Origin of the sequence: Desulfovibrio desulfuricans, from assembly GCF_004801255.1 — a bacterium.
In the GTDB taxonomy this organism is placed as follows: domain Bacteria; phylum Desulfobacterota; class Desulfovibrionia; order Desulfovibrionales; family Desulfovibrionaceae; genus Desulfovibrio; species Desulfovibrio desulfuricans_C.
This window is the reverse complement of sequence record NZ_CP036295.1, coordinates 2,166,887-2,182,763: the sequence shown is the minus strand read 5'-3', so window position 1 is coordinate 2,182,763 and position 15,877 is coordinate 2,166,887. Positions and strand designations below refer to the sequence as shown.

14 protein-coding genes and 4 tRNA genes are annotated in these 15,877 nt (G+C 60.6%); all 18 read right to left on the bottom strand.

Annotation, left to right across the window (positions count from 1 at the left end):
• Positions 1-240, bottom strand: coding sequence for a preprotein translocase subunit SecE (gene secE / locus DDIC_RS09175; protein ID WP_136400158.1), 240 nt, complete (start codon positions 238-240; stop codon positions 1-3).
• A gap of 22 nt (positions 241-262) precedes the next feature.
• Positions 263-339, bottom strand: a tRNA-Trp gene (locus DDIC_RS09170).
• Positions 340-383: 44 nt separating this feature from the next.
• The gene (gene rpmG, locus DDIC_RS09165) at positions 384-533 is read right to left on the bottom strand and encodes a 50S ribosomal protein L33 (protein ID WP_072334080.1); all 150 of its coding nucleotides are present in this window, start codon (positions 531-533) and stop codon (positions 384-386) included.
• A gap of 3 nt (positions 534-536) precedes the next feature.
• On the bottom strand, positions 537-1,730 hold the full coding sequence (gene tuf, locus DDIC_RS09160) for an elongation factor Tu (RefSeq protein WP_136400157.1): 1,194 nt from the start codon (positions 1,728-1,730) through the stop codon (positions 537-539).
• A 216-nt stretch (positions 1,731-1,946) separates the two neighbouring features.
• Positions 1,947-2,022 (bottom strand) — tRNA-Gly (locus tag DDIC_RS09155).
• Between the two features lie 101 nt (positions 2,023-2,123).
• Positions 2,124-2,209, bottom strand: a tRNA-Tyr gene (locus DDIC_RS09150).
• 46 nt (positions 2,210-2,255) lie between these two features.
• A tRNA-Thr gene (locus DDIC_RS09145) sits at positions 2,256-2,331 on the bottom strand.
• Between the two features lie 136 nt (positions 2,332-2,467).
• The gene (gene prmC / locus DDIC_RS09140; RefSeq protein ID WP_136400156.1) at positions 2,468-3,334 is read right to left on the bottom strand and encodes a peptide chain release factor N(5)-glutamine methyltransferase; all 867 of its coding nucleotides are present in this window, start codon (positions 3,332-3,334) and stop codon (positions 2,468-2,470) included.
• A gap of 5 nt (positions 3,335-3,339) precedes the next feature.
• Complete coding sequence (lon, locus tag DDIC_RS09135; RefSeq protein WP_136400155.1) at positions 3,340-5,925, bottom strand: endopeptidase La; 2,586 nt, start codon at positions 5,923-5,925, stop codon at positions 3,340-3,342.
• A 26-nt stretch (positions 5,926-5,951) separates the two neighbouring features.
• Positions 5,952-6,644: a RadC family protein gene (radC, locus tag DDIC_RS09130; RefSeq protein WP_136400154.1), complete on the bottom strand. Its 693-nt coding sequence runs from the start codon at positions 6,642-6,644 to the stop codon at positions 5,952-5,954.
• Positions 6,645-6,846: 202 nt separating this feature from the next.
• The gene (locus DDIC_RS09125) at positions 6,847-7,866 is read right to left on the bottom strand and encodes a DNA polymerase III subunit delta (protein ID WP_136400153.1); all 1,020 of its coding nucleotides are present in this window, start codon (positions 7,864-7,866) and stop codon (positions 6,847-6,849) included.
• A gap of 231 nt (positions 7,867-8,097) precedes the next feature.
• Positions 8,098-10,620, bottom strand: coding sequence for a leucine--tRNA ligase (leuS, locus tag DDIC_RS09120; RefSeq protein WP_136400152.1), 2,523 nt, complete (start codon positions 10,618-10,620; stop codon positions 8,098-8,100).
• 14 nt (positions 10,621-10,634) lie between these two features.
• Entirely contained in the window at positions 10,635-11,132 is a 498-nt protein-coding gene (nusB, locus tag DDIC_RS09115) for a transcription antitermination factor NusB (protein ID WP_136400151.1), read from the bottom strand.
• A gap of 3 nt (positions 11,133-11,135) precedes the next feature.
• Positions 11,136-11,606 carry a 6,7-dimethyl-8-ribityllumazine synthase gene (gene ribH, locus DDIC_RS09110; protein ID WP_136400150.1) on the bottom strand — a complete coding sequence of 157 codons (471 nt, stop codon included), beginning with the start codon at positions 11,604-11,606 and terminating at the stop codon, positions 11,136-11,138.
• Between the two features lie 78 nt (positions 11,607-11,684).
• Complete coding sequence (locus tag DDIC_RS09105; protein ID WP_136400149.1) at positions 11,685-12,368, bottom strand: riboflavin synthase; 684 nt, start codon at positions 12,366-12,368, stop codon at positions 11,685-11,687.
• Between the two features lie 4 nt (positions 12,369-12,372).
• Positions 12,373-13,515, bottom strand: a complete 1,143-nt coding sequence (gene ribD / locus DDIC_RS09100) for a bifunctional diaminohydroxyphosphoribosylaminopyrimidine deaminase/5-amino-6-(5-phosphoribosylamino)uracil reductase RibD (protein ID WP_136400148.1) — start codon at positions 13,513-13,515, stop codon at positions 12,373-12,375.
• Positions 13,508-13,999 carry a deoxycytidylate deaminase gene (locus tag DDIC_RS09095; RefSeq protein WP_136400147.1) on the bottom strand — a complete coding sequence of 164 codons (492 nt, stop codon included), beginning with the start codon at positions 13,997-13,999 and terminating at the stop codon, positions 13,508-13,510. Before DDIC_RS09095 ends, ribD begins: the two co-directional genes overlap by 8 nt.
• 548 nt (positions 14,000-14,547) lie before the next feature.
• Positions 14,548-15,786, bottom strand: coding sequence for a serine hydroxymethyltransferase (gene glyA, locus DDIC_RS09090; protein ID WP_136400146.1), 1,239 nt, complete (start codon positions 15,784-15,786; stop codon positions 14,548-14,550).
• Positions 15,787-15,877 lie beyond the last annotated feature (91 nt).

Here is a 15,877-nt window from a genome sequence, read left to right as displayed (position 1 = left end):
TCAGGACAGTAGGGTCTTGATCAGGGAAGACAGACCAAAGTCCACCAGCCCCAGAATAACAGCCATCACGGCTACGAAGCCCAAAACGGCCAAGGTGGCTTTGCGAGTTTCCTGCATCGTAGGCCAGGTAACTTTGCGCAATTCGGCCTTGGCATCCTCAACGTAGCGTGTAAACCGTACGACAGGGTTGGGGCCTTTGTCAGCCTTAAGGTCGGCAGCTTGAGCTTGTTTTTTTGCCATGGTGTAATCCGGAGATAAAAAATGGCAGGGCAGGAGGGATTCGAACCCCCAACATGCGGTTTTGGAGACCGCCGCTCTAGCCGTTAGAGCTACTGCCCTGCGCACCGTCCGGGGGGCTTAACGCCCCCCGGCGGAAGTTTGTATTACCTGGTTTCGCGATGCAACGTGTGCTTCTTGTCCCAGGGACAATATTTCTTCATTTCCAGCCGCCCGGTAGTGTTTTTCTTGTTCTTCCGGGTGCTGTAGTTGCGGCGCTTGCACTCGGTGCAAGCTAGAATGATGTTAACTCGCATATGCTACTCGATGATTTCGGTCACCACGCCGGAGCCAACGGTGCGGCCACCTTCACGGATGGCGAAACGCAGACCGGCTTCCATGGCGATGGGAGCGATGAGTTCAACGATGAACTGGGAGTTATCGCCAGGCATAACCATTTCCACGCCTTCGGGCAGGTTGATGATGCCGGTGATGTCCGTGGTACGGAAGTAGAACTGAGGACGATAGCCAGAGAAGAACGGGGTATGACGGCCGCCTTCTTCCTTGGAGAGAACGTACACTTCAGCCTTGAACTTCTTGTGGGGCGTGATGCTTTTGGGAGCGGCAAGAACCTGGCCGCGTTCCACGTCGTCACGCTTGGTGCCGCGAAGCAGGGCGCCGATGTTGTCGCCGGCCTGACCCTGGTCAAGCAGCTTGCGGAACATTTCAACGCCGGTGCAGATGGTTTTCTGGGTGGGCTTGATACCCACAATTTCCACTTCGTCACTGACCTTCAGGATGCCGCGTTCCACACGACCGGTAACAACAGTACCACGGCCGGAGATGGAGAACACGTCTTCGATGGGCATCAGGAAGGGCTTGTCGATGTCGCGTTCCGGTTCGGGAATGAAATCGTCGCAGGCCTGCAGCAGGTCAAGAATGCACTTGGCCTCGGGCGCGTCGGCGTTGTCGCATTCCAGCGCCTTAAGGGCGGAACCGCGGATAACCGGAACGTCGTCGCCGGGGAAGTCGTAGCTAGAGAGCAGCTCGCGAACTTCGAGTTCCACGAGTTCCAGCAGTTCTTCGTCGTCGACCAGGTCGCACTTGTTCAGGAACACCACGAGCTGGGGCACGCCGACCTGACGGGCAAGCAGAATGTGCTCACGGGTCTGGGGCATGGGGCCGTCGGTGGCGGCCACAACAAGAATACCGCCGTCCATCTGGGCAGCGCCGGTGATCATGTTCTTGATGTAGTCGGCGTGGCCGGGGCAGTCAACGTGGGCATAGTGGCGCTTCGGGGTTTCGTATTCCACGTGTGCGGTGGAAATGGTGATACCACGTTCCTTTTCTTCGGGGGCCTTGTCGATTTCGTCATAAGAAATGAACTTGCCCGAACCCTTCAGACCGGCAATCTTGGTGATGGCGGCGGTGAGGGTGGTCTTGCCATGGTCGATGTGGCCGATGGTGCCGATGTTTACATGGGGCTTTTTGCGTTCAAATTTTTCCTTGCCCATTGTACGTCTCCCTGGAGAAAAAAATGTTTGCGTTTTACCTGCGTTACTAAATTCTTTGTTGAATTCGAGCTTGCTGTAACGCCTGCTCCTCGCGTAACGGCTGCGGCAGTGGGAAGTTCCGTTGGGCGGCCCGCTATCCGCATTCAGTCCCTGGACACCAGGGAACGTGCATTGGCGGACAAGGTGACTGAGGGGGAGGCGGAATCAGGCAGGATTTGGAGCGGGAAACGGGATTCGAACCCGCAACCCTCAGCTTGGAAGGCTGATGCTCTAGCCGTTGAGCTATTCCCGCACGCTACCGTAGTTCCCCGACAGGCTTCCTGTCTCCTACAGCCAAGGCAGTTTTTATTAAACCAGCCACCAACCGTCCAGTATTTGGCGACGGAAAAGTGGTGGTGGAGGGGGGTGGATTTGAACCACCGAAGTCTTACGACGACAGATTTACAGTCTGTTCCCTTTGGCCACTCGGGAACCCCTCCACTCTTGCCGCAAAGTCGGATGGTCCGATCTTCGTTCAGCTTCTTGTGGAGCTGGCGATGGGACTCGAACCCGCAACCTGCTGATTACAAATCAGCTGCTCTGCCAGTTGAGCTACGCCAGCGGCAACACAGCTTATTAGCCATTTTCATTTTGCTTGGCAAGCAAAAAAATCGCTTTGGCTCAATTTTTTTCAAATTATGGTGAGCCGTGCTGCTTTTTACCGCTTCATGCGAAACTAGCGCAGAAACGATTTGGCCTTATAGCCCTTTTTGTGCCAATGTGCAACGGTAAAGTTGGGCAATATCCCGTTTATTTTCAATTTTTTTAAAAATACTCGTGGCGCGCAGCAGCCCTGCGACGGCCTGCGCCTGCTCCGCGCCGTGCTCAAGCAGCACCCAGCCGCCCGGCTGCAGGGCAAAAGCCGCCGCCTGTATGGCGGCCGCCAGGTGGGAAAGCCCGTTGTTGTCCGAAAACAGCGCGCTGTGCGGCTCGTTGTGCAACACCTCGTCCATGACCATGTGCCGCTCGGCCTCGGCAATGTACGGCGGGTTGCTCACAAGCAGACGCAACGATTGGGCCTTGAGCGGAGGCCTGCACATGTCGCTCCGCACGGCTGCGGCCCGGCCCTCAAGGCCCAGCAGCCTGGTGTTTTGGGCGGTTACTGCTATGGCCTGCGGGCAGATGTCCACAAGCAGGCCGCTCCAGGCGGGGCGCTCGGCCAGCAGGGTCAGGCCGATGCAGCCTGTGCCCGCGCCAAGGTCCGCAAAACGCAGTGGTTCTTCGGGCAGCAGCTCAAGCGCCGTATCGACGAGCAGCTCTGTCTCTGGCCGTGGGATAAGCGTGTGGCGGGTTACTACAAAGTCGCGCCCATAAAATTCCTTGCGGCCAATGATCTGCGCCAGGGGCTGTCCGGTGGCGCGTTGGGCGACCAGCGCATCCAGCCTTTGCCTCTCGTCCGGTTCAATTTGCCGGTCTGCCGCCAGAATGCAGAAAAGCCGCGCGGAGCTTGCGGCATCGCCGCCCAGGGCCTCGCGGGCCAGAACTTCCGCGCAAAGGCGGGGGCTGTCCACCCCCGCCCTGGTCAATTGCGCGGTAGCTTCATCAATATACTGTCTGAGCCGCACGCAGGTCAGGCTCCGGCTTCGGCAGGGCGTTTGCGGCCCCTGCCGCTGACAGGTTTGGCCGCAGCAGCGGCGGGTTCTTCCGCCTTTGTTGCGCCGCTCTTGCCAGCCGAGGAGCTGCCCCCGCGTCCGCCCTTGGTTTCAAAAACCAGAGGCAGCAGTTCGTCATAATGGTGGATGGGATGCACCGTTATGCGCTTGAGCAGTTCCTTGGGCACGTCTTCAAGATCCTTGACGTTCTGGTGCGGGATGGCCACATGCCTGAGGCCGCGCGTCACGCCCGCCAGAATTTTTTCCTTGATGCCGCCCACGGGCAGCACTCGTCCCTGCAGGGTTATCTCGCCGGTCATGCACAGGTCGGCGCGTACCCGACGCCCGCTGAGCGCAGAAATGAGCGCCGTTGTCAGCGTCACGCCCGCCGAGGGGCCATCCTTGGGGGTTGCCCCTGCGGGTACGTGCACGTGCAGATCGTACTTGCCCACAAAGTCGGGGTCCACGCCGAGGTCTTCAGCGCGGCTGCGTATGTAGCTCAGCGCCGCCTGGGCGCTTTCTTTCATGACGTCGCCAAGCTGGCCGGTAAGGGTAAGGCCTCCCTTGCCCTTCATGACTGTGGCCTCAACCGTAAGCACCTCGCCGCCGGCCGGGGTCCAGGCCAGGCCCAGAGCCATGCCGGGCATGAGCTTCTTTTCCTTTTCGTCTTCAATAAAGCGGGGCGCGCCCAGCAGTTTTTCCACATCGGCCGCGTCAACCTTGAAGGGCGGCTTTTTGCCCTCGGCTTTGCTCCGGGCCAGTTTGCGGCAGATGGACGAAAGCTCGCGCTCAAGGTTGCGCAGGCCTGCCTCGCGCGTGTATTCCCTGATAATTTTTTCCAGCGCCGGCTCGGTCAACTCCACGTCTTTTGCGGCCAGGCCGTTGTCCGCCACTTTTTTGGGCAGCAGATGGATGCGGGCGATCTGGGCTTTTTCCTGCATGGTGTAGCCAGGCAGCGAAATAACCTCCATACGGTCGCGCAGGGCCGCCGGGATGGTCTCCAGATGGTTGGCCGTGCACAAAAACATGACCTTGGAAAGATCAAAGGGCACGTTCAGGTAATGATCGCTGAAGGTGTTGTTCTGTTCCGGGTCAAGCACTTCCAGCAGGGCGGAGGAGGGGTCGCCCCTGAAATCCGTGCCCAGCTTGTCCACCTCGTCCAGCACGATAACAGGATTGCGCGTGCCCGCCTGCTTGAGCGCCTGGATGATACGCCCCGGCATGGCGCCAATGTAGGTTCGCCGGTGGCCGCGTATCTCGGCCTCGTCGTGCATGCCGCCCAGCGAAAGCCGCTGGAACTTGCGGCCCATAGCCCGCGCGATGGAGCGGCCAAGCGAGGTTTTGCCCACGCCGGGAGGGCCCGCAAAGCACAGGATGGGACCCTTGGACTGCGGGTTGAGCTTGCGCACGCTCAAAAATTCGAGGATGCGGTCCTTGATTTTGTCGAGTCCGCAGTGATCCTCGTCCAGAATCTGCTTGGCATGAACAATGTCGAGCCTGTCGCGCGAAAACTTTTTCCACGGCAGATCCACCAGCCAGTCAAGGTAGGTGCGCACCACGTTGGCCTCGGAAGAATCGGCGTGCATGCCCGAGAGGCGGCGCAGCTGCTTGTCGGCCTCCTTGCGCACATCCTTGGGCAGCCCGGCTTTTTCGAGGGCCTGCTTGAGGTTTTCAAGATCCTCCTCGCCGTCTTCGTCCTTGTCGCCAAGCTCGGTGCGGATGGCCTTGAGCTGCTCGCGCAGAAAGTAATCCTTCTGCGCCTTGTCCATGCCCTCACGGGCCGAACTCTGGATGCGCGCCTGCACGGTGGCCACCTCCACCTCGCGCTGCAGCTGGGTATTGACCAGCATGAGACGGTCGATGGGGTTTTCCGCCTCGAGAATACGTTGGGCGTCGGCGGTTTTCATGCGCATGTTGGCGGCGATAAGATCGGCCAGACGGCCAGGATCGTCCACGCCCTGCAGCACTGCGAGCACGTCGGGCGATGAAAGGCCGCGCAGGGTCAGCACCTTTTCGCTCTGCTCGCGCACAGAGCGCAGCAGCGCCTCGACTGTGGCGTCCACAACCGGAATCTGCTCCGGCAGGGTTTCCACTCGGGCCTCAAGAAAAGGCTCAACCTGACGGTAGCCGGTAACGCGGGCGCGGCTGACGCCCTGCACAAGAATTTTTACCCGCGAATCGGGCATCTTGAGCATGCGCATAACCTGCACCACCGTGCCGACTTCATAGAGGTCTTCCGGTTTGGGATCTTCGGTAGATTCTTCCCTTTGGGCGCAGACCAGCAGATGCCGTCCGTTTTTGAGGGCTGCGTCCACCGCCTGAACGGATTTGTCGCGCCCGATAAAAAGCGGCAGAATCATATAGTTGAAGATCACCACGTCGCGCACGGGCAATACGGGCAAGGTATCAGGGATGCTCTGCGCGGCGGTGTTAAGTCCGCCCTCGCGCTCCAGCGCTTCGTGTGCGCTCAGCTCCGGCTTGTCCTGATCCGCATCGATGGCAGGTTCTGCCTCGACGGGTTCGCCCTGGTGCAACAAAATGTCTTTTTCATTGATGTCAGCCATATATATTCTCCCCGACTGCTTTCGATTCAAATGCGTTGTGATTGCGTTATGCTGTAGCAGTCTCCATCTGTAACGATGACGTGATCCAGAAAGCGCAGCCCCATGCGGGGGGCCAGTCTTTGCAGCTCTTCTGTGAGCAGGCGGTCTTCCTGCGACGGCCCCGGATTACCGCCGGGGTGGTTGTGCACCAGTATGATGCCGCTGGCCTTTCGCAACAGGGCTGCTTCAAGAACATCCCTCGGGTAAATCGCAACCTCTGCAATGCCGCCTCTGCGCAAGCGCTCCCAGGCCATCAGGCGGTTGCGCCTGTCTACCAGGGCCAGCCAGCACTCCTCGTGCCGGTTTGTCCCCAGTCTGGCCTGAGCCATACGCGCCACAGCCTCCGGCGTGGCCAGAACTTCCTTTTGCCGCAGCTCTGCCGCCGCGTAGCGCGCCCGCGTCTCGGCCAGAACCCGCCACAGGGCCGCAAGCCCCGTCCCGAAACCGGGAACTTCAAGCAGTTCTTCAGACCGTGCGTCCAGCGCGCCTCGAATGCTCCCGAATTTCTGTATGAGTTCCTTGGCCAGAGGCTTTGTGTCCTTGCGGGTCAGGCCATAGCCAAGCAGCAGCTCAAGTACTTCATAATCGGCCACTGCCGCAGGTTCGAGTTCAAGTCTTTGCCGCAGCCGTTCACGATGCCCGAGACTCGTGGACGGATTGGATATTGGCTTTGCTGTCATAAGGTAAGCAGTATTGGAGGTTGCGCAAGGGGCAGGTGCGTCGAAAGGCGGGCGCATGCCTGCAAACCTTAAGACGCGCGCTGATCCGAGCAGAATTTGAAAACTGTATTTTGTCAGTCGTGTCTGCGCACGCCGACCGTAAACCCGATCAGTCAGGGGCCGCTCTTGGGTGGGATCTCGCCCTCGCAGCGCCCGCACTGCGTCAGGCGCGTACGCGACCCCCGGCAAACATATCCGTCATGCGCGCGGCCAGGTAATCCAGGCTTTGCCCCGGCGACCGGCGGCCGCTCTTTACCTGCAGCTCCGCATCCATAACCGTGGACATGCATTCGGCGAGCACTGCTGGCCCCAGGCGGGTAGCCAGCTGCTTTTTAAATGCCGCCTCGTTGGGGTGCACGCGCACCTTTTCGCCCGCCCACAGTTGCCAGAGCAGCCGTAGCTCGCGCGCCAGCAGGGCCAGCAGAGAAAACAGCAGGCTGTCGCCGTCCTGACTGCGCGAAAGTTCCTTCCAGACCGCGGCAAGGTTGCCCGCCTCCATGTGACGGATGCAGTCAAAGACGTTGCATTCCGGATTCCAGGCTGCGGTGGCCGTCATGGCCAGGGTTATGTTGCCGGATTCCGGGGCTTGCGCGCCAGTGCGCGCAACATCCTGCGCGGCATTGCGCAACAGCTGCAGCTTGCGCAGTTCGTTTTCGATGGCCTGGGCGTCGGGCGGCACTGAGGCGCAAAACTGCTCCAGGGCATCCTGCTCAAAGCGCAGGCCAAGCTCGTGCGCGCGCTGCAGCACATGCTTTTTGACCGCCCGCTCGTTCAAGCCGTCCTGCCGCCATATCCAGCCCTGCTGGTCGGCAAAGGCCATGCAGCGCAGCTTGGCGATGTGTGCGGGAATTTTGGGCTGCCCCTTGTCCCAGGCCACCTCCATGCAGAAAAAAGGCCAGCATTGCTCAGAGGGGCGGGCCAGCGCGTGCGAAATTTTTTTCCATACCGCTGCGGGCCACAGCTGCGCCTGGCGCGCCACCAGCACCCTGGGCGCGCCAAACAGGCCCTGCAGGGTCAGCTGCTCCCAAAAGCGGGGGGAGGGTTCCTCGTCGCCCCAGTACACGTGCCGCTCCCACTGGCCGGACGCAGGCGGAAACGAGGCGAGCATCTGCTCCATGCGCGCGCGCAGCAATTGCCCGTCGGGGCAAACAAGAAAGGTGAATCCGGGATGTGCCGCGCTCATGGTCTTCCGTAGGCTGAAAAATTATAAAAAAAGACTGCCAAGGCAGTCTCGGGTGGCGGCGCAAAACGCATGGGGGGCTTTGCCGTCGGGCCAGAACTGCCAATGCAGTTAATATAAGTGCAAAATGTGTTGCGGGGAAGAGGTTTCAGGTGGAAGGGACGTTTTTTCGGCTGCGAAAACGCGTCCCCTCCACCCGCAAGGATCAAGCAATCATGGTATGTCGTTCGTGCCCTAGTTGGCGACGATGTTGACCAGCTTGCCCGGCACAATCACCACTTTGCGCACAGTGAGGCCGTCAATGTGGCGCTGCACTGAGGAGTCGGCCAGCGCGGCCTGCTCCATGGCGGCCTTGTCGGCAGCGGCGGGAATCTGCACCGTGCCGCGCAGCTTGCCATTGACCTGCAAGGCCACGGTAAGCATGTCCTGAACGGTCGCGGCTTCGTCCCACCTGGGCAACAGCACGTCCGAAAGGGTCGTGCTATGGCCCAGGCGCTGCCACAGCTCTTCGCAGACGTGCGGCGTAATAGGCGAGAGCAACGTGAGCACAGAGGCCATGGCCGACGAGAAAACGCGGCGGTCGCCCTCGCTTGCGCCGAGCTTCTCGCGCGAGAGGTACATGGCGTTGACCAGCTCCATCACGGCGGCGATGGCCGTGTTGAACTGGAAGCGGTCGCCCATGTCTTCGTTGCATTTTTTGACGGTGAGGTGCTCGCGGCGGCGCAGGTCGCGGGCTTCTTCGCTCTGGGCGTCCTGCGCGGTGGACTGGCAGGCCTTGAGGGGCAGCAGTCGGTCTTTTTCATCGTCAAACAGACGCCACACGCGGCCAATAAAGCGCGAAGCGCCTTCAATGCCCGAGTCGGACCAGTCAAAGTCGCGCTCGGCGGGCGCGGCAAACAGGCAGAACAGGCGTACGGTATCAGCGCCGTATTTGTCGATCATGTCCGAAGGCGCAACCACGTTGCCCTTGGATTTGGACATCTTGCTGCCGTCTTTAAGCACCATGCCCTGAGTGAGCAGATTGGCGAAAGGCTCGTCGAGCCCGGCGGGGAAAAAGCCCAGATCACGCAGCACCTTGGTGAAAAAGCGCGAGTAGAGCAGGTGCAGTATGGCGTGCTCCACGCCGCCGATGTACTGGTCCACTGGCAGCCAGTACTTGAGGGCCTCGCCGTCAAAGGGCGCTTCGGTATTGCGGGCGCTGGTGTAACGGGCAAAATACCACGAGGATTCCACAAAGGTATCCATGGTGTCGGTTTCGCGCCGGGCCGGGCCGCCGCACTTGGGGCAGACGCACGAGGCGAATCCGGGCGTTTCCGGCAGGGGAGAGCGTCCGTCCTCGCGAATTTTTACATCCATGGGCAGCAGTACGGGCAGGTTTTCTTCCTTTTCAGGCACCACGCCGCACTTGTCGCAATAAATGACGGGGATGGGCGCGCCCCAGTAACGCTGGCGCGAGATATTCCAGTCGCGCAGGCGGAACTGCGTGGTGGCCTTGCCCTTGCCCTCTTTTTCCAGCGCCTGGGCCACGGCCTTTTTGCCGTCTTCGTTGGCCGTTCCGTCAAAAGAGCCGGAGTTAACCATGAAGCCCTCGGCGGTGTAGGCCTCGGTCATGGTTTCGGCGTTGATCTGTTCATCCTTGGGGCTGATGACCACGCGCACGGGCAAGTTGTATTTGCGGGCAAATTCAAAATCTCGCTGGTCGTGCGCGGGCACGCCCATGACCGCGCCAGTGCCGTAGTCGGCCAGCACAAAGTTGCCCAGCCACAGCGGCACGCGCTGCCCGGTAAAGGGGTGCACGGCGTAAGCGCCGGTGAAGATGCCTTCTTTTTCCAGCGAGTCGGATTGCCGGTCGATGCGGTCCATATTGCGGATGCGTTCCACAAAGGCGCGTACTTCGTCGGCCTTGTCGTAGCCCTCAATGAGCTTTTCCACCAACGGATGCTCGGGCGCCAGCGTCATGAAGGTCACGCCAAAGAGCGTGTCGGGCCGGGTGGTGAACACGTCGATGCCCTTGACGCCCTCGGCCAGCAGCGCGGCGTTTTCAAGCCCAAAGGTTATGGCCGCGCCGGTAGATTTGCCTATCCAGTTGCGCTGCATGGCGATAACGCGGTCGGGCCAGCCGCCTTCAAGCCCCTGCAGGTCTTGCAGCAGCTCGTCGCCGTAAGCCGTGATCTTGAGAAACCACTGGGTCAGATCCTTCTGCACCACGCGGCTGTCGCAACGCCAGCACAGGCCGTCGATGACCTGCTCGTTGGCCAGCACCGTGTGGCACGAGGGGCACCAGTTTTGCGCGGCTTTTTTGCGGTACACGAGGCCTTTTTCCAGCATGCGCAAAAAGAACATCTGCTCCCAGCGGTAGTACTCGGGGCGGCAGGTGGCTATCTCGCGATCCCAGTCGTAGGAATACCCCAGGCGTTTGAGCTGGGCCCGCATGTTGTCGATATTGGCGTAGGTCCACTTGGCCGGGTGGGTGTTGTGCTTGATGGCCGCGTTTTCCGCAGGCAGGCCAAATGCGTCCCAGCCCATGGGGTGCAGCACGTTAAAGCCCAGCATGCGTTTGCTGCGCGCCACCACATCGCCAATGGCATAGTTGCGCACATGGCCCATGTGGATATTGCCCGAAGGGTAGGGAAACATTTCAAGCACATAGTACTTGGGCTTGTCGCTTTTGTCGGTACAGGCAAAGGCGTTGTCGGCCTGCCAGCGGGCCTGCCATTTTTCTTCGATAGCTTGCGGATTATAGCGTTCGTGCGTCATGGGGCTTTACCGGGTTACTCGGATATGGTGGACGAATCGGCGGCGGGACGCGTGATCCCGCCGGTTTCCAGAGCCTTGGCCACGGCATCGAGGATGCCGTTGATAAAGCTTTTGGCATTGTCTTCGCCAAACTGGCGGCTGAGTTCCAGCGCCTCGTTGATGGCGACCTTGGGCGGCACGTCAGCGCGGAACATGATTTCGTAAACTGCCAGCCGCAGCAGGGTCAGCTCGACGCGACCCATTCGGTCGACGCGCCAGTTGCGCGAAAAATTGCTGATCGATGCGTCAAGCTCGTCGCTCTTACTCCACACGCCCTCCACCAGCTCCCAGGCAAAGCCAGAGGGATGGACGGGCGGTTCCTGACCCTGCCAGCGGGCAAGGTAGTCGGGAGAAATGCGAAAAATACGCCGTAGATCATCGACATCACTGGCCGGGGTGAAGGAAAGGCCGTACAGAACCTGAAAGGCCAGTTCGCGTTCGCCTCGACGGGTGGCTGATTTGCCTTTTGCCATGGATTACAACTGCTCCATTACACGGATGGTTTCGAGCATGGCGGCGGCCGCTTCCACGCCCTTGTTGCCGCCCTTGGAACCAGCGCGCTCAATGGCCTGTTCGATGGTGTCGCAGGTGAGCAGGCCAAAACCGATGGGGATGCCGGAGTGCATCATGGCCTGGGCAATGCCCTTGCTGGCCTCGGCGCACACATATTCAAAGTGGGGCGTGCCGCCGCGTATAACCGCGCCAAGAGCCAGCACGCCGTCGTACTTGCCGGAGTTGACGAGCTTCTGGCAGACCAGCGGCATCTCAAATGCGCCGGGGATGCGCACCAGGGTGATGTTGGCGGCATCAAGACCGTGGCGCTCCAGATAATCCTGCGCGCCGCCCACAAGGCGGTCGACGATAAAGTCGTTGAAGCGGGTGGCTACAATGGCCACTTTGAGGCCTTTGGCATCCAACTGGCCTGCGATGGTGGTAACAGTGCTCATGGCTACTCCTTGGCGCGGCGGCGCAACTGCCCGCGCAAACGCGTTTTATAGTAATTTTTTGATAATGGGAAATTATTGTCAGATAAATCCGTTGCGCAGCAGCATCTCACGGCTCAGGCCGCCAGCCTTGGCCGCGATTTCCGTCTCTTTTGCCGCGCTGTTGCCGCCGGGAACCCAGGCTCCCAAAAGACTGCGCACATACTTGCCGATGAGGTCGGTTTCCATATTCACCAGCGTACCGGTCCGCCAGTTGCGCATGGTGGTGCGCTTTTGCGTATCGGGGATGATGTTGACCTCGAGAAAATCCGGTCCGCAAGCATTAATGGTAAGGCTGATGCCGTCAAGGGCCACCGAGCCCTTGGCGATGACCTCGACCCCGTATTCTTTGGGAAATGCGAGGCGGCAGCATAGCGACTGGCCAGCGCCCGTCACGCTGCGCACTGTGGCAAGGCAGTCCACATGCCCGCTCACCAGATGCCCGCCGAGCCTGTCGCCCATGGCCAGCGCCCTTTCCATATTGACCATGTCGCCGGTTTTGAGCCTGCCGAGCGTGGTGCGCGACAGGGTCTCCGCCGAGGCATAGGCCGTAAACACGTTTTCGCCGTGCGTTTCCACAGAAAGGCACGCGCCGTTTACGGCAATGGATTCGCCATCCTCAATGGAGGGCAGGGTAAACAGGGGCCGCAGGGTAAACCTGCGTTCCGTACCGCTGTCGCGCAGCGCCAGAACCTCGCCCTGTCCCTGGATGATGCCTGTAAACATGCCGCTACGCCTTGGCGGCTTCCAGCGGCCGCAGGTGGATGTGAATGTCGGTGCCGCACAGGTGCGTGTTGCTCACGCGCATGCGCAGGGCGTCTTCAAGGCTGAGGGGCGCGCGGCCGGAAAAGAGCGGCAAAGCATCTTCATCGCCCAGAATCATGGGCGCGAGATGCAGGCGAAAATCATCCACCAGCCCGGCTTCAAGCAGACTCAGGGCCAGATGGCCGCCGCCTTCGCAAAGCAGGTAGGGGCAGTTGAGTTCTTCCCACATGGTGTGCAGCAAACCGGGAAAATCCGGCCCGCCGTGCATGCCGGGGCCAAGCGCCAGCACCCGTACGCCGATGTCGCGCAGGGCCTTGGCAGTGGTAGATGCCGCCGCTGCAGGCGAAACCATAAAAACGGTCTGCTCGGGGCGGTCCTTCAGCAGGTGAAAATCGGCGTCGGGCTGGGGCAGGCGCGAGGTGAGCACGCAGGCCAGAGGCTGGGGGGGCTGGTTCTCGCCCCGCACGGTAAGCTGGGGATTGTCGGCGCGAAATGTGCCGCCGCCCACAAGAACGGCTCCGCCGCACAGGCCGATGCCCGCGCGCAGCTCCTGTACCTCGTTGCGTGATTCTTCGCAGCTGATCCACTTTGACTGCCCCTTGCGGGTGGCGATGCGCCCGTCGAGGGTGGCGGCCATTTTCAGCAGTACATAGGGGCGCTTGTGCTTTTGCCAAACCAGAAAATCGGCCACAAGGTCCTGACATTCCTGCTCGCACACGCCTTCGATAACTTCAAGGCCGCTTGCGCGCAGCTGGCATGCTCCGCCGCAGGCCTGGGGGTTGGGGTCGGCCAGGCCCACCACAACCCGCTTGATGCCCGCAGCCCTCACCGCGTCGGTGCAGGGGGGTGTTTTGCCATGGTGGCAGCATGGCTCAAGCGTGACGACCAGCGTGCATTCCGCCGGGTTTACGCCACGGGCGGCAGCATCCTTGATGCAGTCCACTTCCGCATGATCCTGCCCTGCAGCGTGATGCCAGCCGCGAGCCACAACCTTGTTGTCTCGCACCAGCACAGCCCCCACCGCAGGATTGGGGCAGGTATGCCACCGGCCCTGTTCTGCAAGGGCGATGGCTTCACGCATAAAGGGGACGTAATCCATTTCAGACATAGCTGCCTACTCCGGCTTGGGCACTGATGACAGGCGGTGTAAAGTCCAGTTTTTCCACGATCACCCCAGCTTCCTTGAGCATCTGCTCCGCCAGGTCGTCCGGGTAATACTCCGCATAAAAAATATGACGGATGCCGCAGTTTATCAGCATCTTGCTGCACAGCACGCACGGGTGCGTAGTGCAGTATATTTCAGCGCCTCTGATGTTGATGCCGTGCACAGCCGCCTGGATGATGACGTTTTGCTCGGCATGCAGGCCCCGGCATATCTCGTGCCGCTGCCCCGACGGAATGCCCAGCTGTTCGCGCAGGCAACCCACCTCGAGACAGTGCGGAACCCCCGCAGGCGCACCATTGTACCCCGTGGCAAGGATGCGTTTGTCCTTTACCGCCACAGCGCCCACCTTGCGCCTGGTGCACGTTGAACGCCCGCTCACCAGGTACGTGATGTTCATAAAATATTCCGGCCACGGCATTCGCTGCATAAAGCACCCACCTATATATTCAGGGCAGTGTACAGGCGGCCGGGCAAAATGCCAAGTTGCCGTGTTGGTCCCTTTTGCCGTGATGCCGCGTCAGGCTGCGTTGGCGGCTCTGGTCGTGTACCGTAAGAGTACACTCCCGCCGCCTCTCACTTGCCTTCCTTGCCTGACGGCAAAAAATCCCAACACGGCGGGGCGGTCCCTTTTGCCGTGATGCCGCGTCAGGCTGCGTTGGCGGCTCTGGTCGTGTACCGTAAGAGTACACTCCCGCCGCCTCTCACTTGCCTTCCTTGCCTGACGGCAAAAAATCCCAACACGGCGGGGCGGTCCCTTTTGCCGTGATGCCGCGTCAGGCTGCGTTGGCGGCTCTGGTCGTCAAATTCATCGCGTGCGTCGTGCTTTCCGCCTTAGGGAATGCCCCGTCCTGCACGGCAAAGCCCCTGTTTTTCTCAAAACCGGGGCTTTGCCAAAGGGGGTGCGGTTCTCTGCGCCTTGGCCTGATGTTTCCATCAAAGCCGCAGTCGCAAAAAAATCGCCCTGATGTCTGCCCGTTAGCAGGCAAATAGCGGGAACTGGCGGGCAAATTCCTCAACGTTTTTGCTGATCTTTGCCAGCGCGGCTTCGTCGTTGCGCTTGTCGATGGCGTCAACAATAAACGCGCCGACTGTGCGCATGTCGTCTTCCTTCATGCCGCGCGTGGTCAGGGCGGCAGTGCCAAGGCGCACACCCGAGGTCACAAAGGGCGAGCGGGTTTCAAAGGGCACAGTGTTCTTGTTGACGGTAATGCCCGCCAGATCAAGAGCGTGTTCCGCGTCCTTGCCCGTGATGTCCTTGTTGGTCAGGTCGACCAGCATGAGGTGGTTGTCCGTGCCGCCGGAAACAAGCTCGTACCCGGCATCCATGAGATACTTGGCGAGCACGGCGGCATTGGTGACCACGCGCTGCTGGTAGCTCTTGAAGGCAGGACGCAGCGCCTCGCCAAAGGCCACGGCCTTGGCCGCGATAACGTGCATGAGCGGGCCGCCCTGAATGCCGGGGAAAATCTGGCTGTTCAGGGTTTTGCCCATATCTTCGGTAGACAGAATCATGCCGCCGCGAGGACCGCGCAGGGTCTTGTGCGTGGTGGTGGTGGTGATGTGGGCGTACGAAAGAGGGCTCTGGTGCAGACCGGCGGCCACAAGGCCGGCGATGTGGGCCATGTCTACCACCAGCTTGGCGCCGACCTCGTCGGCGATCTCGCGGAAGCGGGCAAAATCAATGGCGCGGGGGTAGGCGCTGGCGCCCGCCACAATGGCGTTGGGCTTGTGCTCGCGGGCGAGGGCGGCCACTTCGTCATAGTCGATGCGGCCTGTTTCGCGCTGCACGCCGTATGAAACGATGTTGAACAGACGGCCCGAAAAGTTCACGGGGCTGCCATGGGTAAGGTGCCCGCCGTGCGAGAGGTTCATGCCAAGGATGGTGTCGCCGGGCTTCATGAAGGCCAGATAGGCTGCCATGTTGGCCTGCGAGCCGGAGTGCGGCTGCACGTTGGCGTATTCGCAGTTAAAGAGCTTTTTGGCACGGTCCTGAGCCAGCGTCTCGGCTATGTCCACGTATTCGCAGCCGCCGTAATAGCGCTTGCCGGGGTAGCCTTCGGCATACTTGTGAGTAAGCACGCTGCCCTGGGCTTCGCGCACGGCGCGCGAAACAAAGTTTTCAGAGGCGATGAGCTCAAGTTTGCTCATCTGGCGGTTGGATTCAAGCGTGATGGCTCGCGCCAGTTCCGGGTCTTGCAGCAGGATTTCGTCCATGACGTCGCATCCTTTTGAAATGTTCTGCCCGCCACAACGGCGGGCAGAGGATTATCAAACGGGGGGGGGCAGAAGCCGGTAATAACGTTGC